The sequence below is a fragment of the Siccirubricoccus deserti genome (genome assembly GCF_014283215.1).
Taxonomy (GTDB): Bacteria; Pseudomonadota; Alphaproteobacteria; order Acetobacterales; family Acetobacteraceae; genus Siccirubricoccus; species Siccirubricoccus deserti.
The window spans coordinates 202906-228832 of sequence record NZ_JACOMF010000002.1; the positions used below are offsets into that span (position 1 = coordinate 202906).

25 protein-coding genes are annotated in these 25927 nt (G+C 71.7%); 11 read left to right on the forward strand and 14 right to left on the reverse strand.

Annotation, left to right across the window (positions count from 1 at the left end; translation table 11 throughout):
- Nucleotides 1-8: 8 nt before the first annotated feature.
- The 4 genes from H7965_RS02655 to H7965_RS02670 all read right to left on the reverse strand — a co-directional run bounded on the left by H7965_RS02655 (nucleotide 9) and on the right by H7965_RS02670 (nucleotide 4370).
- Complete coding sequence (locus H7965_RS02655; protein WP_186768978.1) at nucleotides 9-1247, reverse strand: MFS transporter; 1239 nt, start codon at nucleotides 1245-1247, stop codon at nucleotides 9-11.
- 234 nt (nucleotides 1248-1481) lie between these two features.
- The gene (locus H7965_RS02660; RefSeq protein WP_186768979.1) at nucleotides 1482-2399 is read right to left on the reverse strand and encodes a prephenate/arogenate dehydrogenase family protein; all 918 of its coding nucleotides are present in this window, start codon (nucleotides 2397-2399) and stop codon (nucleotides 1482-1484) included.
- Nucleotides 2389-3486: a histidinol-phosphate transaminase gene (gene hisC, locus H7965_RS02665; protein ID WP_186768980.1), complete on the reverse strand. Its 1098-nt coding sequence runs from the start codon at nucleotides 3484-3486 to the stop codon at nucleotides 2389-2391. The genes H7965_RS02660 and hisC overlap by 11 nt, the downstream gene beginning before the upstream one ends.
- A gap of 5 nt (nucleotides 3487-3491) precedes the next feature.
- Entirely contained in the window at nucleotides 3492-4370 is an 879-nt protein-coding gene (locus H7965_RS02670) for a chorismate mutase (protein ID WP_186768981.1), read from the reverse strand.
- 192 nt (nucleotides 4371-4562) lie between these two features.
- Here H7965_RS02670 and metX point away from each other — a divergent pair, with 192 nt between their 5' ends.
- From metX to H7965_RS02690, 4 genes are all read left to right on the forward strand, one after another.
- A complete protein-coding gene (gene metX, locus H7965_RS02675) occupies nucleotides 4563-5717 on the forward strand; it encodes a homoserine O-acetyltransferase MetX (RefSeq protein WP_186768982.1) in 1155 nt (384 codons plus the stop codon).
- A gap of 71 nt (nucleotides 5718-5788) precedes the next feature.
- The gene (metW, locus tag H7965_RS02680) at nucleotides 5789-6388 is read left to right on the forward strand and encodes a methionine biosynthesis protein MetW (RefSeq protein WP_186769093.1); all 600 of its coding nucleotides are present in this window, start codon (nucleotides 5789-5791) and stop codon (nucleotides 6386-6388) included.
- A gap of 120 nt (nucleotides 6389-6508) precedes the next feature.
- Entirely contained in the window at nucleotides 6509-7474 is a 966-nt protein-coding gene (locus tag H7965_RS02685; protein WP_186768983.1) for an acetamidase/formamidase family protein, read from the forward strand.
- A gap of 125 nt (nucleotides 7475-7599) precedes the next feature.
- The gene (locus H7965_RS02690; protein ID WP_186768984.1) at nucleotides 7600-9012 is read left to right on the forward strand and encodes an alkaline phosphatase family protein; all 1413 of its coding nucleotides are present in this window, start codon (nucleotides 7600-7602) and stop codon (nucleotides 9010-9012) included.
- Here H7965_RS02690 and H7965_RS02695 read toward each other — a convergent pair.
- From H7965_RS02695 to H7965_RS02705, 3 genes are all read right to left on the reverse strand, one after another.
- Complete coding sequence (locus H7965_RS02695; protein ID WP_186768985.1) at nucleotides 8996-10102, reverse strand: SDR family oxidoreductase; 1107 nt, start codon at nucleotides 10100-10102, stop codon at nucleotides 8996-8998. The two genes, H7965_RS02690 and H7965_RS02695, sit on opposite strands and share 17 nt — an antisense overlap.
- 292 nt (nucleotides 10103-10394) lie before the next feature.
- Entirely contained in the window at nucleotides 10395-11135 is a 741-nt protein-coding gene (locus tag H7965_RS02700) for a superoxide dismutase (RefSeq protein WP_186768986.1), read from the reverse strand.
- A 54-nt stretch (nucleotides 11136-11189) separates the two neighbouring features.
- The gene (locus H7965_RS02705; protein WP_186768987.1) at nucleotides 11190-12266 is read right to left on the reverse strand and encodes an ABC transporter ATP-binding protein; all 1077 of its coding nucleotides are present in this window, start codon (nucleotides 12264-12266) and stop codon (nucleotides 11190-11192) included.
- A 140-nt stretch (nucleotides 12267-12406) separates the two neighbouring features.
- Here H7965_RS02705 and H7965_RS02710 point away from each other — a divergent pair, with 140 nt between their 5' ends.
- Both H7965_RS02710 and H7965_RS02715 read left to right on the forward strand, forming a co-directional pair.
- Entirely contained in the window at nucleotides 12407-12760 is a 354-nt protein-coding gene (locus H7965_RS02710) for a DUF883 family protein (protein WP_186768988.1), read from the forward strand.
- Between the two features lie 6 nt (nucleotides 12761-12766).
- Nucleotides 12767-13201, forward strand: coding sequence for a hypothetical protein (locus tag H7965_RS02715; RefSeq protein WP_186768989.1), 435 nt, complete (start codon nucleotides 12767-12769; stop codon nucleotides 13199-13201).
- 228 nt (nucleotides 13202-13429) lie between these two features.
- Here H7965_RS02715 and H7965_RS02720 read toward each other — a convergent pair whose 3' ends face one another.
- On the reverse strand, nucleotides 13430-13885 hold the full coding sequence (locus H7965_RS02720) for an MgtC/SapB family protein (protein WP_186768990.1): 456 nt from the start codon (nucleotides 13883-13885) through the stop codon (nucleotides 13430-13432).
- A gap of 127 nt (nucleotides 13886-14012) precedes the next feature.
- On the opposite strand from H7965_RS02720, the gene H7965_RS02725 reads away from it, so the two are divergent.
- The 3 genes from H7965_RS02725 (at nucleotide 14013) to H7965_RS02735 (ending at nucleotide 17918) form a co-directional block, all read left to right on the forward strand.
- Nucleotides 14013-15032 (forward strand): enoyl-CoA hydratase/isomerase family protein, encoded by a 1020-nt coding sequence (locus tag H7965_RS02725; protein ID WP_186768991.1) that lies wholly within the window; start codon nucleotides 14013-14015, stop codon nucleotides 15030-15032.
- A gap of 391 nt (nucleotides 15033-15423) precedes the next feature.
- Nucleotides 15424-15810, forward strand: coding sequence for an acyl-CoA thioesterase (locus H7965_RS02730; protein WP_186768992.1), 387 nt, complete (start codon nucleotides 15424-15426; stop codon nucleotides 15808-15810).
- A gap of 68 nt (nucleotides 15811-15878) precedes the next feature.
- Entirely contained in the window at nucleotides 15879-17918 is a 2040-nt protein-coding gene (locus H7965_RS02735) for a TRAP transporter permease (RefSeq protein WP_186768993.1), read from the forward strand.
- Between the two features lie 68 nt (nucleotides 17919-17986).
- Here H7965_RS02735 and H7965_RS02740 read toward each other — a convergent pair whose 3' ends face one another.
- Nucleotides 17987-18892, reverse strand: coding sequence for an SDR family oxidoreductase (locus tag H7965_RS02740; RefSeq protein WP_186768994.1), 906 nt, complete (start codon nucleotides 18890-18892; stop codon nucleotides 17987-17989).
- A gap of 164 nt (nucleotides 18893-19056) precedes the next feature.
- On the opposite strand from H7965_RS02740, the gene H7965_RS02745 reads away from it, so the two are divergent.
- Complete coding sequence (locus H7965_RS02745) at nucleotides 19057-19704, forward strand: YjbF family lipoprotein (RefSeq protein ID WP_186768995.1); 648 nt, start codon at nucleotides 19057-19059, stop codon at nucleotides 19702-19704.
- Here H7965_RS02745 and H7965_RS02750 read toward each other — a convergent pair.
- The 4 genes from H7965_RS02750 to H7965_RS02765 all read right to left on the reverse strand — a co-directional run bounded on the left by H7965_RS02750 (nucleotide 19688) and on the right by H7965_RS02765 (nucleotide 24096).
- On the reverse strand, nucleotides 19688-20743 hold the full coding sequence (locus H7965_RS02750) for a glycosyltransferase family 4 protein (protein ID WP_186768996.1): 1056 nt from the start codon (nucleotides 20741-20743) through the stop codon (nucleotides 19688-19690). The genes H7965_RS02745 and H7965_RS02750 overlap by 17 nt on opposite strands.
- Nucleotides 20744-20939: 196 nt before the next feature.
- Nucleotides 20940-22052 carry an NADH:flavin oxidoreductase/NADH oxidase gene (locus H7965_RS02755; protein ID WP_186768997.1) on the reverse strand — a complete coding sequence of 371 codons (1113 nt, stop codon included), beginning with the start codon at nucleotides 22050-22052 and terminating at the stop codon, nucleotides 20940-20942.
- Nucleotides 22049-22927: a DUF2272 domain-containing protein gene (locus tag H7965_RS02760; RefSeq protein ID WP_186768998.1), complete on the reverse strand. Its 879-nt coding sequence runs from the start codon at nucleotides 22925-22927 to the stop codon at nucleotides 22049-22051. Before H7965_RS02760 ends, H7965_RS02755 begins: the two co-directional genes overlap by 4 nt.
- A 14-nt stretch (nucleotides 22928-22941) precedes the next feature.
- Nucleotides 22942-24096 carry a GTP cyclohydrolase II gene (locus H7965_RS02765; RefSeq protein ID WP_229682400.1) on the reverse strand — a complete coding sequence of 385 codons (1155 nt, stop codon included), beginning with the start codon at nucleotides 24094-24096 and terminating at the stop codon, nucleotides 22942-22944.
- 261 nt (nucleotides 24097-24357) lie between these two features.
- Here H7965_RS02765 and H7965_RS02770 point away from each other — a divergent pair, with 261 nt between their 5' ends.
- Nucleotides 24358-25074 carry a response regulator transcription factor gene (locus H7965_RS02770; protein ID WP_186768999.1) on the forward strand — a complete coding sequence of 239 codons (717 nt, stop codon included), beginning with the start codon at nucleotides 24358-24360 and terminating at the stop codon, nucleotides 25072-25074.
- A gap of 144 nt (nucleotides 25075-25218) precedes the next feature.
- Here H7965_RS02770 and H7965_RS02775 read toward each other — a convergent pair whose 3' ends face one another.
- Nucleotides 25219-25809 (reverse strand): malonic semialdehyde reductase, encoded by a 591-nt coding sequence (locus tag H7965_RS02775; RefSeq protein WP_186769000.1) that lies wholly within the window; start codon nucleotides 25807-25809, stop codon nucleotides 25219-25221.
- Nucleotides 25810-25927: the final 118 nt, after the last annotated feature.

Here is a 25927-nt window from a genome sequence, read left to right on the forward strand (position 1 = left end):
CCGCCCTGCTACTCCGCCGGCACCGCCGCCGGCTGAGCCGCGCCACGGGTCCAGAGCTCCGGCTGCAGCTCCTCCGGCCGGTTGGGGAAGAACATGGCGCAGACCAGGGTGATGGCGCCGGCTGCCGCCAGCAGCAGCATCGGCACGGTCAGCCCGCCGGTCGCCGCATGCAGCAGCCCGACCAGCGGCGAGGCGGCGGCGGCGCCGAGGAAGCCGATGGTGAAGCGGATGGAATAGAGCTTCACCCGCAGCGGCGGGGCGACGTAGCGCGCCGTCATCGTCTCGTTCACCGTCACCTGGCCGAAGATGGAAGCCGCGACCAGGGCCGAGAGCGGCAGCACCCACCAGCCATCGGCGAAGGCCAGCAGCGCCAGGCAGGGCGCCAGCACCAGGGCGAGCGGCATGAACACCCGCTTCAGCGTGTGGCGGTCGATCATCTGCCCGACGGTGTACTGGGTGAGGCCGCCGCAGAGCGTCGCCAGGAAGGCCAGCATGCCGACGACCGGCAGCAGGTCCGGCGAACTCGCCAGGCGTTCCGCCATCAGCTTGGGCAGCAGCAGGGTGAAGGCATTGAACACCAGCCCGGACACCGCGGCGATCGCCAGCAGCACGATGACCGCCCGCCGCACCACCGCCGGCGGAATGGCAGGGAAGGGCTTCTGTGGCCCGCCCGCCTTGGCGGCATCGAAGGGCGGCTCGAACAGGTAGAACAGGCCGAGCACCACGCTGATCGCCCCCGGGATGCCGAAGGCCCAGTGCCAGCCGAGCTGGGCGGTCAGGAAGGCGGTGACCACCGGGGCGAGCGCGACGCCGAGATTGCCGAAGACGCCATTGATGCCGACCGCGCGGCCGACCCGGCTGCCCGCCGCCTCCACCAAGGTCGCGGTGCCGACCGGGTGGTAGATCGCCGCGAAACCGCCCATCAGCCCGAGCGCCAGGGCCAGGGCCAGGGGCGTGGTGGCGAAGGCCGTCAGCAGCAGCCCTGCCCCGACGCCGAAGAAGAAGGCCGCCATCAACGCCCGCGCGCCGAAGCGCGCCGCCAGCCAGCCCATCGGCAGGGCCCCGAGCCCGTAGACGACGAACATGCCGGTGCCGAGGGCCAGGATCGGCCCATAGGATTCGCCGAAGTCGAACGGCGATTGCTGCACCATGCCGAGCACCGCCGTTGCCAGGATCAGCAGGCAGTAATGGGTGATGGTATGGGCGGCGTTGATGAAGGCGATCTGCCGCGAGGCGGGGTCCAGCATCTTGGGGCGTGTCCTTCCCGGAACCGCCATCCTACCCTCGGGACGGTGGCATCGGCCAAGCCGCAGTTAGCACCGGTCGGGCCCGGCCTCGACACCCTGTTGCGGTGCCGGAGCGGCTTGGGGCCGGGCACCGCCCGCCCCGGCCATATCAAGCCCTTGTTCTCGCTGGAAACCGGAATTCGCGGGCCAAGCCCGTGGATGGGGCTGGCCGGGCGGCTGCTCGGAACCGACCTGCTACGCCTGCTTCCGCTCGATCAACCCGCGCCTTATCCGCCGCCCGCGCCGGATCCGGTCCTCGATGAACTCCGCCTGGCCATAGCGCACCGCGCGGGCCAGCGCATGGCTGTCCTCGGTGAAGCGCGCCAGCATCTCCAGCAGCGCGTCGCGGTTGTTGAGGAAGATGTCGCGCCACATGTCGACGTCGCTGGAGGCGATGCGGGTGAAGTCACGGAAGCCGGAGGCGGCGAATTTCAGCACCGCCTCGCGCGTCTCCTCCGCCAGGTCGTCGGCGGTGCCGCAGATGGTGAAGGCGATCAGATGCGGCAGGTGGCTGACGATGGCCACCACCTTGTCATGCGTCTCCGCATCCATCCGCTCGACCATGGAGCCGCAGCGGCGCCAAAGGGCGGTGATCTTCTCCACCGCCGCCGGATCGCCGTTCGGCACCGGGGTCAGGATGCAATAGCGGCCCTCGAACAAGGTGGCGAAGCCCGCCTCCGGCCCGCTGTGCTCGGTGCCGGCCATCGGATGCGCCGGCACCAGCCGCACGCCGGGCGGCAGCTGCGGCAGCAGGTCGCGGATCACGCTGCCCTTGGTGGAGCCGACGTCGCTCAGGATGCAGCCCGGCGCCAGATGCGGCGCGATCTGCGCCATCACCCCGGCATAGGCGCCGACCGGCACGCAGAGGATCACCGCATCGGCACCCTCCACCGCCCGCGCCGGATCCTCCTCCACCACATCGGCGAAGCCGAGGGCGCGGACCTTGGCCAGCGTCTCCGGCCGGCGGGTATGCGCCACCACGGTGCGGGCGATGTCCCCGCGCTCCCGCGCCGCCCGGGCGATGGAACTGCCGATCAGCCCGACGCCGATCAGGCAGAGCCGGTTGAACAGCGGCGCGTCCCCCGCGTGGCCGGACAACGGCTCAGGCGGCATCGGCGCTGCGCATGAAGTCCCGCAGCGCATCCGCCACCATGCCGCATTCCTCCGCCGTGCCGATGGTGATGCGCAGGCAGTGCGGCAGGGCATAGGCGCCCATGGCGCGGACGATCAGGCCGCGCCCCTTCAGTGCCGCATCCGCCGCCGCGGCACGCGCCGGGGTCGCGAAATCGGCCAGGATGAAATTGCCCTCGCTCGGGTGGACGGTGATGCCGGCCGCACGCAGGGCCTCGGAGAGCTTTGCCCGCCATGCGGTGTTGTGCGCGACCGACTTCTCCACCCAGCCGGGCTCGGCCAGCGCCGCGACGCCGGCCGCCATGGCGGGCGCGTTCACGTTGAACGGCCCGCGCACCCGGTTGAGCACGTCGATCACGTGCGGCGGGGCGTAGCACCAGCCGAGCCGCACGCCGCCGAGGCCAAAGACCTTGCTAAAGGTGCGCGTCATCACCGTGTTGGTGCCGGCTTCGACCAGCGCCGTGCCGGGGTCGTAGTCCGGCCGGGTAACGTATTCGGCATAGGCGCTGTCCAGCACCAGCAGCACATCCTCGCGCAGCGCCGCGCGCAGCCGCGTCACCTCGGCCGCCGGCAGCAGGGAGCCGGTCGGGTTGTTCGGGTTGGCGAGGAACATCAGCCTGGTCCGCGGCCCGACCGCGGCCAGCATGGCGTCCACATCGGCGGTCAGGTTGCGCTCCGGCGCCTTGATGATCTGGCAGCCGGCGTAGCGGCCGGAGACCTCGTACATGGTGAAGCCATGCGCGCTCATCACCAGCTCCGTCCCCTCGCCGCCATAGGCGAGGATCAGGTGCTGGATGATCTCGTCCGAGCCGTTGCCGCAGACGACGCGCGCCGGATCGACCCCGAAGCGCGTGCCGATCGCCTCGCGCAGCGCGGTGGCGCCGCCGTCCGGGTAGCGATGCAGCTTGGCCGCCAACTCGGCATAGGCCGCCTGTGCCGCGGGCGGCACGCCGAAGGCGCCTTCGTTGGAGGAGAGCTTGATGATGCGGTTGACGCCGGGGATCTTCGATTCGCCGCCGACATAGGGCTCGATCGAGAGGATGCTCGGGCGCGGCATGACGTTGGGCATGGCGGTCACTCTCCTCTCTCGGGCACGGCATAGCCGCCGAGCGGCAGGGCCCGCGCCGGCAGGGAGCCAAGGCGCGGGTCGTCGGCGGCCACCACCCCATCCACCTCGGCCAGGGCACGCACCACCCCGCCATCGCGGCGCAGCTGCAACAGACGCGGCGGCAGGCCGGCGGCTGTCAGTGCCGCGGCAAGCTGGGCCCGGCCGCGGTCATCGGCCAGTTCCAGCCGCAGCAGGGTGCGGTCGGCGCCGGAGGGGTCGGCGGCGCCCTGGGTGACCGCCAGGGCTTCCGGGACGTTCTCGCCGCCGGGCGCCCAGAACGGCAGCCGGGCGACCACCTGCAGCCGTGGGCTGTCGAGGCCGGTCCACCAGGCGGCTTCGGGCGCCTCGGCCTCCTCCGGCAGGGGCAGCACGGCCACCTGGGCCTCGCCATTGGCGACGGCGGCCAGCGCCCGGGCGGCGGTCTCGTGGCTGCGCAGCGGGGTCTGGCTGCCGAAATGCTCGCGCGCCAGCCGGGCCTGTTCCGGCCCCCGGGCATAGACGGCAACGGAGAACCCGCCCTGCATAGCGGAGGAGCCGGCCAGGATCTCCCGCCAAAGCTGCACCAGGGCGCCGGGCGGCAGCGGCCCGGCATGGCGCCGCAGCAGGCGGCGGAGGATCATCGCCTCCCGACCCGGGCGGAGCGGGCTGGCCTGGCGCCCGGCCTTGATGCCGCTCGCCGCCAGCCGCGCCACCACATCGGCCCGGCGCATCACCAACTCGTGCAGGCGGTCGTCCAGGACGTCGATCTCGGCCCGCAGCGCGGCGAGGGCGGTGTCGGACGGGTTCGGCGCCGCGGCGGGCGTGGAGCCGGCGGTCGGCAGGTCGATGTCGTGGGGTGCGGTCATCTCGATAACGGCTTTCCCGCATGCTTTAGACGGGGCGGGGGCGGTCGCCAAGGCGTCCGCATCGGCCTGCCCCTCCCGCGCCGCGGCGGGCAATTGTTGAAGCCGGGGCGCCACGGCCCTATTGCTGCCGCCTCGGCCTGGAGAATGCACCGGACCGAACCCCGCGAGAACCTCGCAGCACCCAGGCCAGGCATGCCCGCACCCGTCGCCCCGTTTGATCAGGTGGACCACCAGCGCGCCGTCTTCGCCGACGGCCTTGCGCTGGATTGCGGGACCGTGCTGGCGCCCATGGCGGTCGCCTATCGCACCTATGGCAGGCTGAACGCCGCCCGCAGCAACGCCGTGCTGGTCTGCCATGCGCTGACCGGGGACCAGTACGTGGCGGAGCCGCACCCGCTGACCGGCCGCGCCGGCTGGTGGCAGACCATCCTCGGCCCCGGCAAGCCGCTCGACACCGACCGGTATTTCATCATCTGCGCCAATGTGCTCGGCGGCTGCATGGGCTCGACCGGGCCGCGGGAGGAGATGACGGATGCTACGGGTCGCGGCCTTGGCCGCCCCTGGGGCACGGATTTCCCCAATGTCACCATCCGCGACATGGTCCGCGCCCAGAAGCTTCTGACCGACCACCTCGGCATCTCTCGCCTGCTCGGTGTCGTCGGCGGGTCGATGGGGGGGATGCAGGTGCTGGAATGGGCGGCGACCTTCCCGGACGCGGTCTATGCCGCGGCACCCATCGCCACCGCCGCCTATCACAGCGCGCAGAACATCGCCTTCCACGAGGTCGGCCGCGCCGCCATCCATTCCGACCCCGACTGGAACGGCGGCCGCTACTGGGCGGATGGGCGGGTGCCGGCGAAGGGCCTGTCGGTCGCCCGGATGGTGGCGCACATCACCTACCTGTCGGAACAGGCGCTGACCCGGAAGTTCGGCCGCCGCCTGCGCGGCGCCAGCGCGGTGACCTTCCTCGAAGACGTGTTCGAGGTGGAGAGCTACCTGCGCCACCAGGGCAGCACCTTCGTCCAGCGCTTCGACGCCAACAGCTACCTGACCATCACCCGGGCGATGGACTATTTCGACCTGGCGGCGGAGCATGGCGGCAACCTCGCCGCTGCCTTCCGCGGCACCGGCTCGCGCTTCTTCGTCGCCAGCTTCAGCAGCGACTGGCTGTTCCCGACCAGCGAGAGCCGGGCCATCGTCCGCGCCCTGAACGCCGCGGCGGCGAATGTCAGCTTCGTCGAGATCGCCTCCGACAAGGGCCATGACGCCTTCCTGCTGGAGGAACCCGACTTCCACCGCGCGCTCGGCGGCTTCCTCGCCGGCTGCGCCGATCGCCTGGGGGTCTGAGCATGCCGGAAGCCGTCGGCGACATCCGCCCCTCGCCGCGGCGCGGCGACATCCGCTATGTCGCCAAGAACATGCGGCTCGACCTGCGGCTGATCGCGGAGATGATTCCGCGCGGCGCAAGGGTGCTCGACATCGGCTGCGGCGACGGCGCGCTGCTGGCGCACCTGACCGCCGAGAAGGGCGCCGATGCGCGGGGGATCGAGATCGACATGGCCGCGGCCACCCAGGCGGTCGCCGCCGGGCTCGCGGTGATCCAGGGCGATGCCGACAACGACCTGGCGGTCTACCCGGATGGCGCCTTCGATTTCGTGGTGCTGTCCCGCACCCTGCAGGCGGTGGAGAAGCCGCGCGAGGTGCTGCGGCAGATGCTGCGCATCGGCCACCACGCCATCGTCTCCTTCCCCAATTTCGGCCACTGGCTGGTGCGCTGGCAGCTGATCTCCACCGGGCGGATGCCGATGACCAGCACCTGGCACCGCGCCTGGTACGAGACGCCGAACATCCACCCCTGCACCATCCGCGACTTCTTCGACCTCTGCGCGCTGGACGGCTACACGGTGGAGCAGTGGCTGGCGGTGGATGAGCATGGGCTGAAGGCGCCCTGGCGCCGCTCGCCGCGACTGGCCAACCTGTTCGGCGAACAGGCGCTGTTCCAGCTCAGGCGGGGATAGGGCGGATCGCGGAGGGGCGCGAGCCCCCCGGAGCGTCCGCGCGCTGTCGCCACGGGTGCCGGCCCTTGCGTTCCGCGCACCGTCTTGCCTCCATACCGGCGCCAAACGAGGAGGCCGGCGTTGCCTGCGACCCACCATATCGAACCGACACTCGACAATATCCGCTGGGGCGCCTTCGACGCCCTGTTCCCGCCGGTGCGGGAGGTGGACCCGGGCGACCTCGTCATCCTCGAATGCGTCTCCGGCGGCCCGGAGCAGATGCCGCCGGCGGACAGCGGCCTGAAGCTGCCGCCGCGGCTGGCGGCGATCCATGGCGCCAGCCCACCGCGCCTCGGCCCGCACATCCTGACCGGGCCGGTGGCGGTGAAGGGCGCCGAGCCGGGCGACTGCCTGCGCGTCGACATCGAGCGGATCGATCTCGGCTGCGACTGGGGCTATTGCGGCTTCCGCCCGCTGATGGGCACTCTGCCGGAGGATTTCCCCTACCGGCGCGTCGTCCACATCCCGGTGGACCGGGAGGCGATGACCTGCAAGGTGCCGGTCGGCCCCGGCATCACCCTGCCGCTCTCGCCCTTCTTCGGCGTCATGGGCGTGGCGCCGCCGCCGGAATGGGGCGCGATCTCCACCAAGGAGCCGCGCGCGCATGGCGGCAACCTCGACAACAAGGAGATCGGCGCCGGCGCCACGCTGTTCCTGCCGGTCTTCGTGCCGGGCGCCAATTTCTCGGCCGGCGACGGCCACGGCGTGCAGGGCGACGGCGAGGTCTGCATCAACGCGCTGGAGATCTGCCTGACCGGGCATTTCCGCCTGAGCCTGGAGAAGGGCGGCGGCGCCCGGGATCCGGTGCTCCGCTTCCCCCGCGCCGAGACGGCGACCCACTACATCAGCATGGGCATGCACGAGGATCTCGACCTCGCCATGAAGCAGGCGCTGCGGGAGATGATCGCCTTCATCGTCTCCCGCTCCAACCTCTCGGCCGCCGATGCCTACCAGCTCTGCAGCCTGGCGGTGGATTTCCACGTCACCCAGACGGTGAACGGCGAGAAGGGCGTGCATGGTCTGCTGAAGAAGGGGCTGCTGTTCTGAGCTGAGTCCTGCGGGTGTATGCCGCGCCTCCGCTTCCCTTGCGAAAACAGGGGGTTGGGATGGCCGGGGCAAGCCCGGCCATGACGGAGGCGCGGCGTTTCCTCGCGGCCTGCTAACATGCCGCCATGCGCGCCATCCTCCTGCTGCTCGACGGCCTCCGCCCCGATCTCGTCACCCCGGCGCGGATGCCGCATCTGGCGGCGCTGGCCGCCCGCGGCACGCGTTTCGCCAATGCCCGCAGCGTCTTCCCGAGCGAGACCCGCGTCGCCACCAGCTCCCTTGTCACCGGCAGCCGCCCGGCGGCGCACGGGCTGACCGCCAACACCATCTTCGCCGCCCATCTCGCGCCGGAACGGCTGCTGAAGACCAACAGCGTCGCCGATCTGTTGGTGCTGGCCGATGGCGCGCCGTATCCGCTGCAGCGTCCCGGCCTCGGCGAGATCCTGGCGGCAGCCGGCCGGTCGCTCGCGGTGGTCTCGGCCGGCTCGCCGGGCCAGGCCTTCCTGGCGCACCCGCTGGCCGGGCCACTCGGCGCCTTCCGCTGGAACGCCGCCGACACCGAGGGCGCGGCCGCCCGGCTGGTCGCCACCCGCTTCGGCCCGACCCCGCCCGCCGCCATCCCCAACCTGCCCCGGCTGCGCCTCGCCACCCGCGTGCTGTTCGAGCATGTGCTGCCGGATCTCCGCCCCGACATCGCCCTGTTCTGGTGCCCGGAGCCCGACGTCAGCTTCCACTACCGTGGCCTCGACGCGGCAGAGACCCGCACCGCCCTCGCCGCCGCCGATGCGCTGGTCGGCCAGGCGCTGGACTGGCGCGCGGCGCAGCCCGATGCGGCGGAGATCGCCCTGCTGGTGCTTTCCGACCACGGCCATGTCAGCGGCGACCGCAAGCTGGATCTGGCGGCGGAGCTCAGCCGCGGCGGCTTCGCGGCGGGGCATGGGCTGGCGCCGGGCATCGATATCGTGGTGGCGCCGGCGGCGGCGCCCGGGCTCTGGCTGCGCGATCCGGCCCTGGCGCCGGCGGTGGCCGAGTTTCTCGCGGCGCAGAGCTGGGCCGGGCCGCTGCTGGCACGCGACCCGGCGCTGCTGCCGGGCGCGCTGCCGCTCGCCACCCTCGATGCCGCGCATCCGCGCAGCGCCGATCTCACCCTCTGCTTCGCCGGGACGGAGGCGGCGGATCACTGGGGCCTGCCCGGCCGCGCCCCCTTCGACGCGCCGGATGTGCCGGAGGGCGGCGGCATGCATGGCGGGCTGCACCGGCGCGAACTGGCCACGCTGCTGATCGCCGAAGGCGGCCCCTTCCGCCGCGCCGCGACGGTCCGGGCCGCCTGCGACCTGACCGATGTGGCGCCGACCCTGCTCCACCTGCTCGGGCTGCCGGCCCCTGGCATGCAGGGCCGGATCCTGGCGGAAGCCTGGGACGCTGGTGCCGAAGCGCCGCCCGTCCCGGCCGACATCGCCCTGCCGGGCGGCTTCACCCTGGAAGCGGTGCGCCAGGGCGGGCGGTTCTACCCGACCGGGCTCAGCGCCAGCCGCTGACCCGGCGCCCCGCATCCCGCGCCAGGCGCCGCACCGGCCGCGTCCCGGGCGCCATGACCCGGCCGGCGCCCATCCGCCGCGCCGCGCCGACCCCCAGCACCAGCGCGCCAAGGCCGACCAGGGCAGTCGCGGTCAGCACCGGGTGGAGCTGGGCCTCAAGAAATAGGCTGGTGCTGCGCACCGGCGCCACCGGCCGCGTCAGGCTCTTCTCCGTGCCGTCCTCGCGCGGGGCGTGCAGGTTGTCGGCCCGCTCCGGCTTCGGCCGCTTGTCAGTGGTCTGCACCGCATAGCCCACTGCCTCCAGCACCAGATCGGTGGTGCGGGGAAAGAGGCTGCCCATCAGCGCAATGACGTGGCCGCCGAAGCCCACCACGATCTCCCGCCGGCGATGCTCGCAGGCGTAGAGGATGGCGCGCGCCACCAGCCGCGGGTCATAGGCCGGTGGCGGCACCCGCACGCCGGGGCTGTCGAGGTAGCTGCGCGCATGCTCCTGGAACGCCGTCTCGATGCCGGAGGGCTTGATGAGGGTGACGCTGACCGGCGCCCCATCCCGCTCCAGCTCCATCCGCAGCGCGTCGGTGAAGGCCCGCACCGCATGCTTGGTGGCGGAATAAGGGCCCTGCAGGATCATCGCCCGGTCCGACAGCACGCTGCCGATGTTGACGATGGCGCCGCCGCCGCGCTGGCGCAGCGCCCGGGCCGCGATGGTGCTGCCATGCACCACGCCCCAGTAATTGGTCTCGAACAGCCGGTGGTGGTCGGCGAGCGGGATCTTCTCGATCTCGCCATAGATGGAGGTGCCGGCGTCGTTCACCCAGGAATCGAAGCCGCCGAACACCTCCTGCGTCTTCTGCGCCGCCGCTTCCAGCTCCGGCAGCCGGCCGACGTCGGCCACCGCGTAATCGGCCGAGGCGCCGCGGCCGCGCAACTCCTCGACAATGGTCCTCAGCGCTTCCTCGTTGCGGGCGATCAGCATGACCCGCGCCCCTGCCTGCGCCGCCATCCGGGCGGTGGCGAGGCCGATGCCGGAGCTGGCGCCGGTGATGACGATGGTCTGTTGCGACAGCGGCTTCAGGCGGATGGACGCCATGGGGAACCTCGGCGGCTTGGGGGCGGGCGTTGAACCCCGCCCCCGATGCCGGGTTCCGCGATGTTACGCCCTGCCGCCGGAGGAGCGGCTGCCCGCTACGGGCGCTCATCCGCCGCCGCGGTCCGCTCTGGCAGCCTGCGGAAAGACCCTGACAAGGTTCGGGAGTGCCGCCGCTCCGTCATGGCCGGGCTTGACCCGGCCACCGCTAACCACCTGACTTTGCCGGGCGTCTGGATGCACGGGTCAAGCCCGTGCATGACGGAGGAGAGCGATCCGGCTGTTCCGCAGCCCGCTACACCTTCAGCGTGCCGGCCTTGGCCGCGGCGTAGCGCTGGCCGATGGCGTCCCAGTTCAGCACGTTCCACCAGGCGCGGGTGTATTCGGCGCGGCGGTTCTGGTACCGCAGGTAATAGGCGTGCTCCCAGACATCGTTGCCGAGCAGCGCCCGCTGCCCCTCCATCAGCGGCGAGTCCTGGTTCGGCTTCTGCACGATCGCCAGCTTGCCGTCCCGCGTCACCGTCACGAAGGCCCAGCCGGAGCCGAATTGGGTGTTCGCCGCCTGTTCGAAGCGATTGCGGAAGGTATCCCAGCCACCGAGGTCGCGCTGGATCGCCGCCATGAGCTCGCCCGTGGGCTGGCCGCCGCGGCCGCCCATCAGGCCCCAGAACATGCTGTGGTTGGCGTGGCCGCCGCCGTTGTTGCGGACCGCGGTCCGGATGCCCTCCGGCAGCTCCCCGATCTTCGACAGCAAGGTCTCGATCGGCATGCTGTGCAGCGCGGTGTGCTCGCGCAGCGCGGCGTTCAGGTTGTTCACATAGGCCTGGTGGTGCAGGTCGTGGTGGATCTGCATGGTCCTGGCGTCGATCGCCGCCTCATTCGCCTCCGCGGCATAGGGCAGCGGCGGCAGGGTGAAGGGCCCGGTCGGCGGCGTCGGCGCCGGCGCCTGGGCGAAGACGCGGTGCGGCCCCGCAAAGGCGATGCCGAGGCCGGCCGCGCCCCACAGCATGCTGCGGCGGTCGAGTGGTCTGGTCATGACGTGCCTCCTGAAACCCTGCGCAATTGGGCCGCCGCCGCCGCGAACCAAGCCTCAGCGCAGGGCGCGATAGGCGAAAGCCGCATTGCCGTCCCAGGCGACCGCGGCGGGTCCGCCGATGCGCGGCATCCGGGTGCCCGGCGGGCGCCGCGCCACCAGCATGCCGCCCTCGCCGATCTCCAGCAGCAGCCGAACATGGTCACCGAGGAAGACCTGGTCGCGCAACGCCGCGGGCAGCGCGCCCTCCCCCATCTCCTCCGCCGACATCGCCGCTACCGCCACTTTCTCCAGCCGGACCGCGACGATACAGCGGCTGCCAGGGCCGCCGGCATCGGCAACCCGCGCTTCCACCTCCGGCCCGCAGTCGAGGCGGATGCGCGCCATGTCATCCTCCAGCGCCAGCACCGTGCCGGGCAGCCGGTTGTTCTCGCCGACCAGGCTGGCGACGAAGGCGGTGGCGGGCGCCTCGTACAGAGCCTGCGGCGTCGCCACCTGCACCACCGCGCCGGCCTCCAGCACGATGATGCGATCGGCCAGCGCCATCGCCTCCGGCGCCTCCCGCGTTGCCAGCAGCACCGTCAGCCCGAGCCGGCGGAACAGGCCCCGCATCTCGAGGCCGAGACGTTGGCGCATGGCGGGATCGAGGCCGTCCAGCGGGTCGTCCAGCAGCAGCACCGCCGGCTCCGCCACCACCGCCCGGGCCAGGCAGAGGCGGAGCTGCTGCAGCGGCGGCAGCTGCGGCGGCTTGCGCCCCTCGAACCCATCCAGCCCGAGCAGGGTCAGCACCCGGGCGATGCGCGCCGGCTGTTCCGCCGCCGGCACCCCCCGGGCGATCAGCGGATGGGCGACATTCTCCTGCACCGTGCGGTTGCGGAACAGCGCCGCCGGCGGCACCAGCAGGCCGAAGCCGCGGCGGTCCGGCGGGATCCGGAACAGTGGCTCGCCGTGCAAGGTGGCGCTGCCGGCATCGGCGGTGTCCTGCCCGGCCAGGATGCGCAGCGCCGCGGTCTTGCCGCTGCCGGCGGGGCCGAGCAGCGCCACGCATTCGCCGGCCGCAAGCTCCAGATCCAGGCGGTGAAGTCCCCCGGCCGCCTTGCGCAAGCCCTCCAGCCGCAGCAGCGACGCCGCCATTCCCCGTTCCCCGACGCTCCGTGGCGGCGCCCGCCTCCCGCCGCACCGCGGCCCGTACCACCGATCCATGGCCACCGGAACCATGGCGGGCCGGGCGGCGTTCCAGCGCCAAGGTTTCCCCCTCGCAAGGAGTAGATGCGATGAGCAGCAGCGCCGCGAATGATTTTTCCCAGGACGCCAAGGTGTTGAAGGAGCAGGCCAAGGACAGCGCCGCGCGGGTGAGCGACGACGCGCGCGAGGAACTGGCCAAGCTGCGCGCCCAGGTGGAGCGGCTGATGTCGGAGCGGGTGACCCCGGCGCTCGCCGGCGCCGCCGACCAGGTGCAGGACTATGCCGACCGCGCCCGCGCCAGCATCGAGCACCAGGCGGATGCGCTGAGCGACACGGTGCGCGAGCGGCCGCTGATGGCGATCGCGGTCGCCGCCGTCGGCGGCTACCTGATCGGCCGGCTGATGGGTGGAAACACCTACGTCTATCCGCGCGACCGGCACTGACCGGCGATGCGGCTGATCAGCCTTCTGCGGCTGGCGGCGCAGGCGGAATCGCTGCGCTGGCGCCGCATGGGCCGCGGCTACGCCATCCAGGCCGCGCTCGGTGCTGGCGCCGCCGCCTTCGCGCTGATGCTGCTGGTCATGCTGCATGTTGCGGCGCTGATCTGGTTGGCGGAGGGGCGCAACGGCGTCTCGGCGGCGTTGATCATCGCCTTCGTCGATCTGGTGATCCTCGCCGTGCTCGGCTGGCTGGCCGCCCGGCATGCCGAGGATCCGGTGGCGGTGGAGGCTGAGCGGGTGCGCAACGACGCGCTGCGCCAAGTGGGCGACCAGACGGCGCGGGTTGCCATGCTGGCGCCGCTGCTGCGCAGCCAGTCGGCCAAGAAGGGGCTGGTGGGCGCTGCGCTCACCGCCGCGGTGGTCGGGCTGCTCACCCGGCGGTGATCCGGGTGAGGGTCTGTGGGGCAGATTGCCAGGGCAGACACTGTTCAGGTGGCATCACCTGAACGGTACGGCCGCAGTTTCCCCCGCGCCCTCACGTCATGCGCGAGCCTGATCCGCGCATCGGAGTCCACCTAAAAAGCAAGAGGCTGTATCGCCGGATCAAGCCCGGCCGTGACAGATCGGGAAGGTGCGCTCGCGTCGTGCACCGACCTGCCAGAAGGCCGCCCCCTACCCCGGCCGGTCCTCATGCCGCTTCAGGCGGCCGATTACGAACAGCGTGGCCGTGGTGAACAGGCAGATCATCAGCGCGACATCGTAATTTGCCAGGCCGACGGCGACGCCAATCGCCCCGGTCGCCCAGAGCGAGGCGGCGGTCGCCGTGCCATGCACCTCGCCGCCGCCCTTCAGTATCGCGCCACCGCCGATGAAGCCGATGCCGGTGATCACGCCCTCGACGATGCGCGCCGTGCCTTCCGGCGAATCCCGCAGCATGCCCTCGGCGGCCTGGATGAAGCCGCAGGCAGCGATGGCGACCAGCGGGAAGGTGCGGAGCCCGGCGCTGCGGTCCTCCCGCTCCCGGTTCCAGCCGATCGGGAAGGCCAGGGCATAGGCGATCGCCAGGTCACGGATATGCGGAATGAAGGCAAGGTGCCGGGTGGAGGGCAGCAGGTCCGAGAGGTCCATGAAATTGATAACGCCGCCGCGCCGATGACGTTGCGCAACGGCGCCCCCGGTTCTCCGCGGCCTCGGGTTGCCGCGCCGGACGTCACGGGCTACGCGGCACCCTGGATGCTGGAGAGGGACACGCCGCGTGAGCGAAACCGCTGAGCCGACCATCCTGGCCCGCCGTGAGGGCGCGGCCGGTACCTTGCTGATGAATCGGCCGAAGACCCTCAACGCCCTCGACCTTGAGATGATCCGCGGCTTCCAGGCGGCGATCGATGCCTGGAAGGATGATCCGGCGGTGCGGCTGGTGGTGCTGGAAGGCGCCGGTGGCCGGGCCTTCTGCGCCGGTGGCGACGTCCGCCGCATCCGCGAATACGCCATCGCCGGCGACACCGCGGCGATCGAGAATTTCTTCGCCGAGGAATATGCCGTGAACCGCGGCATCGCCACCTTCGGCAAGCCCTGGGCCTCGCTGATCGACGGTGTCTGCATGGGCGGTGGCATCGGCGTCTCGGTGCATGGCGCGCCGGTGGTGGTCACCGAAAGCGCCATGCTGGCGATGCCGGAGACGGCGATCGCGTTGTTTCCGGATGTCGGCACCTCCTACATCCTGCCGAAGCTGCCCGGTGCCATGGGCACCTGGCTGGCCCTGACCGGAGCGCGGCTACGCGGTGGCGAGGCGGTGCATGCCGGCCTCGCCACCCATTTTGTGCCGAAGGCGAAGCTGCCCGCGCTGCGCGAGGCGCTGCTGGGCGGCGATGCGGCGGTGGTGGCGCAGTACGCCGAAGCCGCGCCGGAGCCTTCCTTCGCGCCGCACCGCGCGGCGATCGACCGCTGCTTCGGCCAGGACAGCGTGCCGGCCATCCTGGCGGCGCTGGCCGCCGAGGGCAGCGAATGGGCCGCCGAGCAGGCGAAGATCCTCCGCCGGATGTCGCCGACCAGCCTCGCGGTCTCGCTGGAGCTGCTGCGGCGCGGCGCCGGCGCGACGCTTGACGCTTGCCTGGAGATGGAGCTGGCGCTGACTCGCAGCGTGGTGAACCGCCACCCGGACTTCCGCGAGGGCGTGCGCAGCGTGCTGGTGGACAAGGACGGCACGCCGCGCTGGACGCCGGATAGCGTCGAGGCGCTGGATCCGGCGGCGATCCGCGCGCTGTTCGCCGGGTAGGGCGGATCGCCAAGGGGCGTGAACGCCCCGAAGCGTGAACCCGCTCTACAGACAACAGGCTCCAGGATTGCGTTAGGGCATGGGCGCAATCCGTTGTAGCGGCCCCGGGTGGAGCATCGTCCAGATGGACCGGCTGAACACCGCCGGCACCATCTCGATTGGCCGGCGTTTCCATGCCATAGCATTGCGGACCGGGCCGGCGTTCTGAACACGCCCACAGAACCGCCGCGCAGTTTTGCGGGGGTACCGATGGTCCCTCCCGATCCAGGCCGCCTTCCGCGGCAAAGCCGCGGAGAGGCCCCAGCAAACGCCCGGTTCCGACAGGCGCTTCAAGTGGCACCTACCAGGGCCCGGCGGCATGCTTCGGCCGAACGGCGAAAGGAGCGGGCCGATGCAGCAGGACCCCAGCCCGATGCCGCGCGGCGAACTCGCGGTACGCACCCTGGCCATGCCGGCCGACACCAACCCGGCCGGCGACATCTTCGGCGGCTGGATCATGTCGCTGATGGATGTGGCCGGCGGCATCACCGCGGTGGCGCGGGTCGGCGGGCGGGTCGCCACGGTGGCGGCGACCGACATGGCCTTCCTGAAGCCGGTGAAGGTCGGCGACGTGGTCTGCTGCTACTGCGACCCGGCGCGCACCGGCCGCACCTCCCTCACCCTGCATGTCGAGGTCTGGGTGCTGCGCCAGGGCCAGGGCGAGCGCATCAAGGTCACCTCGGCCGACATCACCTATGTGGCGCTGGACGGGCAGGGCCGCCCGCGCCCGATCGGCTGACACCATTTCGGCCTGGCGAGGTTTGGGTTAAGGCAGGGCACGCTTCTCCCCCACTGCGCGAGACCCGCATGACCAGCAGCACGACCCTGCCGCCCGAAGTGCCCCAGGGCGCGCTGGACGACGTGACCGCCCAGCGCGTCGAGGCGCTGATCGAGGAGGAGGAGGGCGCCCAGAACCGCTTCGCCGGCTGGCTCGGCTACCTCGGCACCGGGCTCGCCCTGGCGATGGCGCTGTTCCACCTCTGGGCGGCCTGGGACATCGTGCCGACCACGTCGCTGCGCTTCATCCATGTCGGCTTCGCCATGGGGCTCGGCTTCCTGCTCTTCCCGGTGGCGCGGCGCTGGCGGCACCGGCTGATGCCCTGGGACATGCTGCTGATCGCGGCCGCCCTCTATGTCACCTGGTACCTGCTCTACGGCGGCGACATGATCGGCACCGAGCCGCTGATCGACCGCTACGTCTTCCCTGAGATGCAGGACCTGCTGGTCGGCTGGCTGCTGATCCTGCTGGTGCTGGAGGTGACGCGGCGGGCCACCGGCTGGGTGATGCCGGTGGTCGCCGGGGCCTTCCTGCTCTACGGCTTCTTCGGCAACCTGCTGCCGTCGCCCTGGCAGCACCAGGGCTATGACAGCGAACGGCTGATCCCGCACCTGACCATCACCCTGGACGGCATCTTCGGCACGGCGGTGGATGTCTCCGCCTCGTTGATCATCCTCTTCACCATCTATGGCGCCATCCTGCAGCTCAGCGGGGCCGGGAAGTTCTTCGTCGACTTCTCCTTTGCCGCCACCGGCGGGCGGGCGACCTCGGCGGGGCGCACTGTGGTGCTCTCCTCCTTCCTGCTCGGTGGGCCGAGCGGCTCCGGTGTCGCCACCACCGTCACCCTTGGCACCGTCGCCTGGCCGATGATGAAGCGGGTGGGCTACCGGCCGGATGATGCCGGCGGGCTGCTGGCGGCGGGCGGGCTGGGGGCCATCATCTCCCCGCCGGTGCTGGGCGCGGCGGCCTTCCTGATCGCCGAGTACCTCAAGCTCGGCTACCTGGAAGTGCTGCGCATGGCGGTGGTGCCGACCGTGCTCTATTACGCCGCCCTGCTGTTCATGGTGGAGCTGGACCAGCGCCGTATCGGCGCTCAGCATGCGCTGGCCGGCACGACGCGGGAAACCGTCACCTCGGAAGGCGCCTGGGCGCTGACGAAGAAGTACGGCTTCCACTTCTCCTCGCTGCTGGCGATCGTCGTCTTCATGGTGCTGGGCTACTCGCCGACCATGTCGGTGCTCTACGCCATGGGCGTGGCGGTGGCGCTGTCGTTCATCCGGCGGGACAGCGCGCTCTGGCCGGGCAAGCTGGTGGCGGCGCTGGCCTCGGGCGCGGTGCAATCGGTCGGCATCGCCGCCACCTGCGCCTGCGCCGGGATCATCGTCGGCGTCATCACCCTGACCGGGCTCGGGCTGAAATTCTCCGAGATCGCGATCCAGGCGGCGGGCGGCTCGCTGGTCGTCACCGCGCTCTACACCGCGCTGATCGTCTGGATCGTCGGCCTCGCGGTGCCGGTGACCGCCAGCTACATCATCTGCGCGGTGGTCGCGGCGCCGGCGCTGATCAAGCTCGGCGTGCCGGATTACGCGGCGCATATGTTCGTCTTCTACTATGCGGTGCTGTCCGAGGTCTCGCCGCCTACCGCGCTCAGCCCCTTCGCCGCCGCGGCGATCACCGGCGCCGGGCCCTACCGCACCACCTTGCAGGCGTGGAAATACACCCTGCCGGCCTTCGTCCTGCCCTTCGTCTTCGTCACCGACCCGGATGGCGTTGGCCTGCTGCTGGCCTTCAAGCCGGGGATGACCTGGGCCGATGTCGCCTGGCAGATCACCCTGGCGGCGGCCGGGCTGGCGGCACTGGCGGCGGCCTGCCAGGGCTTTGCCCGGCGGGCATTGGCGGGGTGGGAGCGTGCGGGCTTCGCCGTGGCCGGGGTGCTGATGGTGTTCCCGGCGCTGCTCGAGGCCGGGTTCGGCGATGCGGTGCCGGCGCCGCACTGGATCGGCCTGGGCCTTGGCGCCGCGCTGCTGGCGCTGCAATGGCGGGGGCCACGCGTCGGCGTTGCGGCATAGAGCGGATCGCGGCGGGGCGCGAACGCCCCATCGGGTGAATCCGCCGCGGGGGGCAGCCCCGCGGCCGATCAGGCCTCGTCCAGTACGAAAGCCGGCACCTGCCGGCCGTCGGTGTCGGTGAAGCCGTATTCGCGTGCCAGATCCGCGACCCGCAGCGCCGTGCCGGTCTTCGCCATCACCGCCGGATCGGCGGCCAGCGCGGCGATGGCGCGGCCGAGATAACGTGGCGATTCGGTCCGGGCCAGCTCCGGCCGCTCCCGCCAATTGCGCTCATCCGCCCGGTGCATGGCCAGCACCAGCTCCGTCCGCATCCAGCCCGGCGAGACGGCCACCGAGGCGACGCCATGGGGCCGCAGCTCCTGCGCCATGCCGAAGGCGAGGCGGGTGATGGTGGCCTTCGCCAGGTCGTAGAAGAGGTTGCCGCGCATGTAGCGGTCGCGGTCCCAAAAGGTGGTGCAGATGATCAGCCCATGCCCCTGGCGGATCATGCGCGGCGCCGCGCAGCGGCTGGCCAGCAGGTGGTTGCGCACGCCGCGGTCCATCATGGACTCCCAATGCGCCAGCGGATGCGCCCAGAAGGGTGCGTCGAAGACGCCATCGAAGGTCTCGTGCCCGCCCCAGGCATTGTTGACGAGCAGATCGAGCCGTCCCTCCGCCGCCTCCACCTGCGTGAACAGCGCCTCGACCTCTTCCTCCCGGCCGTGGTCGCAGGGCAGGGCGATGCCGCGGCCGCCGAGCCGGGTGACCTCCTCGGCGGTCTCGTCGATGCTGCCCCGCATGATGGCGAGTCCGGAGGCCGCCATGATCCGCTCATACCCGCCGGCCGGCCGGCCACGCCGGCTGCGGCCGGTGACATAGACGGTCGCCCCTGCGGCGCCGAGTTCCAGCGCCGCGCCGCGGCCGGCACCGCGGCTGGCGCCGGTGACCATGGCGACCTTGCCGGCAAGGGGCCGGTCGAGTGTTCCGTCCTGCATCAATCCTCTCCGCTGCCTGAAGGTTCTGCTGCCCCGGGCCTCCTGGCAAGGGCCGGAAGGCCTTGCAGCCGGAAGCCGCGCCGCTTCGGACGCCGAAGCCGGAAATCCCAGCGTGACGCGGAAATAACGCCGGTTCGTTTCGGCTCTGCGTTACAATGGCGACCATGCATCCGCGCCTCGCATGGCTGGTCCTGCTTGCGTTGCTGCCCGGCGGCTGCGGCAACTCCGGCATGGCCGGGCTTCTGCCGGCGCTGGGGTGGCCCGAGGTGCTGCAACGCCTGCCCATCGCCACCGAGGAGGAGCCGGTCGCCGACCCCGCCACCGGCCGCGCCATCCGCCTCTGGATCGGCCGGCGCGGCACGCGGGCGGCGCTGCTGCAGGAGCTTGGCGAGCGGCGGCTGTGGCGGACATCCTCCGGCGTGGTGGTGGCGACCGATGGCGGCCGGGTGGTGGCGACCTCCGGCCTGCGGGAGGTTCTGGCCGCCACCCGCTTCGACGGCCCGGACCCGCTGGCCAACCCCGCCGCCCTGCTGGACCGCACGGTGGAGGCGCGACGGATGGTCGACCTGATGCGGGCCGACCGCGAGCCTGCCGGCATGCGCTTCGGCATCGCCGTCGAATGCCGGCTGCGGGCCAGGCGCACCGAGGAGGATGCGGTGCTGCTGGTCGAGGAACGTTGCCGCGCTGGCCGCGAGGGCCGCTTCACCAACCGCTACTGGGTGGCGCCGGAAGGCGGTGCGGTGCTGCGGGCCGAGCAATGGGTCGGCCCCGGCGCGCCGGTGCTGGCGCTAGAGTTCAGCCCCGCCAGCTGAGGCCCGCCCGTGCCACCCGCTGCCCGACATAGACGGTCCAGCCAAGCTGCACCGCCAGCGCGGGCAGCACCACCAGCGGCTTCAGCGTGCCCGGCAGGTGCAGGAACCACACCGCCAGCGCCGCATGGAACAGCGTGAAGCCCCAATGGATGGCGGCGACGCTCCTGGTGCCCAGGCCGCTGCGCTGCGCCATCTGGTAGAGATGGGTGCGATGCGCGGCGCCCACCCGGTCGCCCATCGCGCCGCGCCGCGCCAGGGTGAAGGCGGCATCCCACAGCAGCCCGAACAGCAGCAGCGGCACGATCAGGAAGCTGACCTGCGTCGAATCGAAGCGCGCTGCCGCGACCGCCAGCACCGCCAGGGTGAAGCCGGCGAATTGGCTGCCGACATCGCCCATGAAGATCCGCGCCGGATGCAGGTTGTACGGCAGGAAGCCGGCGAAGCCGGCGGCGAGGAACAGCGCGGCCGCATAGACGAAGCGCCCGCCCTCGGTCGCCGCGATGGCGGCCAGGGCAGCGCAGGCGATCAGCAGAGTACCGCCCACCAGCCCGTCCAGCCCATCCATGAAATTCACCGCATTGGTGCAGCCGATGATCCAGACCAGGGTCAGCAGCGTTCCCAGCAGCCCAAGCTCGACATGGCCGACATAGGGAATGGCCAGCCGCGACAGCGTCAGTCCGCTGGCCACCGCCACCAGCGCCGCCGCCGCCTGGCAGCCCAGCCGCAGCCGGGCCGAGAGGTCGCGGATGTCATCCACCAGCGCCACCCCGGCGATCGCCACCGCGGCGAAGATGACGCCGAGGAATTGCCGCTCCGCCAGCCGGGCGAAATCCGCCAGCTGGTAGAGCACCAGCATGCCGGCGATGAAGGCCAGCACCACGCCCACTCCGCCGCCCCGCGGCGTCGGCCGGACATGGGCGCTGCGACCGTTCGGATGGTCGAGGATCGGGAAGGCGATCATCCCCCGCACCACGATGCCCGACAGGCAGGCGAGGCCGAGCGCGAAGAGCAGGTGCTGGGACAGGGCATTGAGCGTCATGCGCGCCGGGGTGTGGCGGAACCGCGCCGGCGCGGCAAGGGCGCGGCCCGGCCATCCGTCAGGGCAGGAGTGCCTGTCAAACCCGGCCGCTTCCCTGTGCCCTTCCGCGGCAAAGCCACGGAAGGCAGGCCGAAACGCCGGTCAGGAGGGGCCATCGGGTCCCCCAGGACCGGCAAAGCGGTGTTGCGGGCAGCTCCTACAGCGGCGGCAGCGGCGCGGCGATCGCCGGGTCGCGGGTCATCCGGCCGAGGGTGTTCCAGCCGCGCTCATACTGCGGCGGCACCTTCAGCGCCTCGGTCCGGCCGAGCGCGGCGGCGGCATGCAGCGGCCAGTAGGGGTCGCGCAGCAGGAGCCGGCCCAGCAGGATCAGGTCGGCCTTGCCCTCGGTCAGGATCGCCTGCGCCTGCGCCGGCTCGGTGATCAGCCCGACCGCCGCCACGGCGACCCCGGCGCCCCGGCGCACCGCCTCCGCCCCCGGCACCTGATAGCCCGGGCCGAGCGGGATCTTCTGCCGGTGGTCGAGCCCGCCGCTGGACACGTCGACCATGTCGACGCCGAGCGCCTTCAGCCGGGCCGAGAGCCGCACCGTCTCCTCGGTGGTCCAGCCGCCCTCGACCCAATCGGTGTGGGAGAGCCGGACGCAGAGCGGGATCTCATCCGGGATGGCGGCGCGCACTGCCTTGGTCACCGCCTCGGCGAAGCGGGTCCGACCGTCGAAATCGCCGCCCCAGGCATCGTTGCGGCGGTTCGACAGCGGCGAGAGGAATTGGTGCACCAGATAGCCATGCGCCGCATGCAGCTCGATGAAGCGGTAGCCGGCGGCGACGCTGCGCTTCGCCGCGGCGGCGAAATCGGCGATCGCCTGGGCGATCTCGGCCTCGGAGAGGGCATGCGGCACGGCGAAATCGCCGAAGGCGGCGGCGGAGGGGGCGATGGCCTGCCAGCCCGGCTGGGCCGGGCCATCCGCCCAGGGCGCCATGCGGCTGGCCTTGCGCCCGGCATGGGCGATCTGGATGGCCGGCACCGAGCCGGCGGCGGTGATGCCGGCGACCAGGCGCTTGTGGCCGGCAAGCTGGGCATCCTCCCAGATGCCGAGGTCGCCGTGCGAGATGCGGCCCTCGGGCGCGACCGCCGCAGCCTCCGTCATGGTCAGGCCGGCGCCGCCGATCGCGCGGGAGACCAGGTGGGCGTAGTGCCACTCGGTCGCCTTGCCGTCGTCCGCGGAGCAGTACTGGCACATCGGCGAGACGCCGATGCGATTCTTCAGGGTCACGCCGCGCAGGGTCAGCGGCTCGAACAGATCAGTCATGACAGGGGGCTCCCAGGCATTCCCGCGGGGAATGCCGTGTTGTCGGACACGGGTCCGGCCACCGGGCCGGCATCATCGGGCCCTGGCCTGGACGGAGCGCCGGACCAGGGTGGCAGGCGACCGAGGCGGTTCTCGAAGATCGCGAACCACACCGGGGCGCCGCCGGGTCTGGGCAGAAGATAGCCGGTTCCGTCGGCGGTGAAACGGGTACGGGTGACGGCGTCGCGGACATTTCCGCCGATGGCGTCGACGAAGCCGGGCCCGGTGGCCACGGCGATATCGCAATGCATCGGCCGGAAGGCGCCGGCATCGGCGGCGCGCTGGCGCCAATGCACGATCGGCGCCCGGCTGCGGTCGGCGCAGAGCAGGTCGCCCGCCCGCGGCGCGTATTCCGCCGGACCATGCGGCAGGAAGGGGGCGGTGGCAGGGAAGGCGGCCGCGTCGCGGATCAGCGCGTCGAGGTAATGCACATGGGAGGCGGACGGCGGGAATTCCCGCGTATCCACCCCGGCGGCGCGCATGACGTAGCTGATGAAGGCGGCGGACCAGAAGGGCTCCTGCCACAGCGCCGCGCCCTTGGCCCGGCCGGCCAGCGCCGCGGCGTAGAGGTCGCGGTTGCGGGCGACGGCACCCTCATCCTCCGGCACGGCGCGCCAGTAGGCGAGGACACGGGGGAAATTCGCCGGATCGCTCTCGGCGCCGGCAGCGGGCTGCGGGCTGGCATCCGCCGGCGCCACCACCGCGCCCCATTCCGCCCATTCGGCGAGCGCGATGCGCAGCATCCGCTCCCGTGCCGCCGGCGGGTAGACCAGTGGCGGGGCCGGCACGGCGGCCGTGCAGGCGCCGAGCAGCAGCAGCAGGACCAGGGTCCGCATGCGGCAGGCCGGCGTCAGGGCTCGTCCTGCAAGGCCAGCAGATGGCCGAAGCGGGCCGCCTTGGTCGCCAGGTAGCCGTCGTTCACCCCGTTCGGGGCGAACTCATGCGCCTCCCGCCCCGCGATGGTCACGCCGCAGGCCGCCAGCCCGGCCAGCTTGTCCGGGTTGTTGGTCAGCAGCCGGATGCGGTGGATGCCGAGCTGGTCCAGCATGGTGGCGGCAACCAGGAAGTTCCGCTCATCCGCGCCCCAGCCGAGCGCCCGGTTGGCGTCGAGCGTGTCGAGCCCGGCATCCTGCAGCGTATAGGCGCGCAACTTGTTCACCAGGCCGATGCCGCGCCCTTCCTGCGCCAGGTAGAGCAGCACCCCGCCATCAGGGTCGGTGGCCATGCGGGCGATGGCGCCGCGGAGCTGCGGCCCGCAATCGCAGCGGAGCGAGCCGAGAAGGTCGCCGGTGAAGCATTCCGAATGCAGCCGGACCAGCGGTGCCCTTCCCTCGGCCGCCACCACCTCGGGCTGGCCGATCAGGATGGCGAGGTGCTCGATCCCGCCATCGGCGGCACGGAAGGCGATGATCCGGGCGTCGGCGGTGGCCTCCAGCGGCACCGCCGCCTCGGCGACGCGGCGCAGGCTGGTGGCGGCCGAGGCCGGGTAGGCGAGGACATCGGCGGCCTCCACCGCCAGCAGGTCGGGCCGCGGCAGCCCGTCCCGCGGCGGCGCCTGAGGCGCGGCGATCACCGCCGGCAGCAGCCGGCCGAGCTTGGCCAGCGCCAGGGCGGCGGCGGCCAGCGGCGGGGCCGGCACCCGTTCGGTGCGGGCGCCCTCCGGCAGCAGCCGGTCCAGGGTAGGGTCGGCCAGGCTGCGCAGCGTCGCGGGATCCAGCAGCGCTTGCGGCAGGCGGAGCGCCACTGCCGCCTCCTCGGCCCCCAGCACCGGCCGCAGCGCCGGCACCGGTGCCACCGCGGCGGCGCGGGTCGGCGCCAGCAGCAGCACCGGCGGCGACTTCGCCAGACCGGTGATTTCAGCCAGCCCACGCGCGCCCACGGTCTCGGCAGCAGCCATCACAAGACTGTGTTCGCCGCTTCTGAGCAGCACGGGCGTGCCCCGGCGCAATTCCGCCGCAGCCCGATGCACCGCCCGAAGGGCGGAGACGGCGGGATCAGGCAGCATGGCAGGGGTGGACGCCTGCGGTTCGGAAGCCATCATACGGGGCATGGTCATGACTATAGGTCCATCGCAGGCGCATGGCGCCCCGCCAATGTGGCGTGGAAAGGGCGCCCGAAAGACCCCTGGGTGAAATAATCGGGAATGGTCACGGTCTTGTCGCCGCTACCGTCCCAAACCCATGTATGCGTCCACACTGTCGCCACAGCTTCGCCACCGATGGCGGATACGATGGCGTTGAGAGCAGTGAAACCGCTGGGAGATGGCATGGCCGGTCCGCGCCCCTTGCTGATCGTGGATGACGACGCCGCATTGCGCGCGACGCTGGCGGAGCAGCTTTCGCTGGATGGCGAATTCGCCCCGGCCGAAGCCGCCACGGCCGAGGAGGCCCAGCAGATGCTCGCCGACGCGGCCGCCCGATTCGACGCGGTCCTGCTCGACATCGGCCTGCCGGATGGCGACGGGCGGGAGCTCTGCACCCTGCTCCGGCGCCAGGGCATCAAGATCCCGATCATCATGCTGACCGGGGCGGATGGCGAACAGGATGTGGTGCGTGGCCTCGATGCCGGGGCCAATGACTACATCGCCAAGCCGTTCCGGCTGAACGAGCTGCTGGCGCGGCTGCGCGCCCAGCTCCGGGTCTATGACAATTCCGAGGATGCGGTCTTCGTGATCGGGCCCTACAGCTTCCGGCCCTCCTCCAAGCTGCTGCTGGAGCAGGCGCGCAACCGGAAGATCCGGCTGACCGAGAAGGAAAGCGCCATCCTGAAATACCTCTACCGCGCCGGCGGAAGGCCGGTGGGGCGGCAGATCCTGCTGAACGAGGTCTGGGGCTACAATAGCGCGGTCACCACCCATACGCTGGAGACCCACATCTACCGCCTGCGGCAGAAGATCGAGCCGGACCCGACCAACGCAAGGCTGCTGCTGACCGAGGGCGGTGGCTACAAGCTGGATGCGACGGCGGGCCAGGCGAACGCCTGAGCGTCCGGCGCCGGCGCGCCGCCGACAGTGAGACGCCGTCATGGCCGGACTTGATCCGGCCATGACGACGTGGCCGCGGAAGCGGATGCGCGGATCAGGTCCGCGCATGACGGAGGGAGGGCGATCCGCCGTGCGATGCGCCCCCTATTCCAGCCGCACCGCCTCGTCGAAGCTCAGCCGCGGGCTGCGCTCGAACAGGCCGGTGGGGTCGCCGTAGCCAAGATTGACCAGGAAATTCGACTTCCAGCCGGTGTCGGCGAAGAAGGCCGCGTCCACCTTGGCGTTGTCGAAGCCGCTCATCGCCCCGGTATCCAGCCCGAGCGCGCGGGCGGCGATGATCAGATAGGCCCCTTGCAGGGTGCCGTTGCGGAAGGCCGTCACCTCGGCCAGCGATGGATTGTCGGAGAACCAGGACCGCGCATCGGTGTGCGGGAAGAGCTTCGGCAGCTGCTCGTAGAAGGCCGGGTCATAGGCGACGATGGCGGTGACCGGGGCGGTCATGGTCTTGGCGATGTTGCCCTCGGACAGCGCCGGCTTCAGCTTCGCCTTGCCCTCCGCCGTGCGGATGAAGACGAAGCGGGCGGGGGAGCTGTTGGCGCTGGTCGGGCCGTATTTCAGCAGGTCGTAGAGGTCCTGAAGCTTGGTGTCCGGGATCGGCCGGTCCTGCCAGGCATTCTGGGTGCGGGCGCTGCGGAAGAGCTGGTCGAGGGCAGCGGGATCGAGGTCCTGGGTCATGGCGAAACTCCGTATTCGGTTCGGCCATGGATATCGCGCCTCCGCCACGGCCGGCCAATGCGCCGGGCCGGATGGGCGCCATCACCGCTGCTGATGATGGCGCGGGGCCGGACGGGCG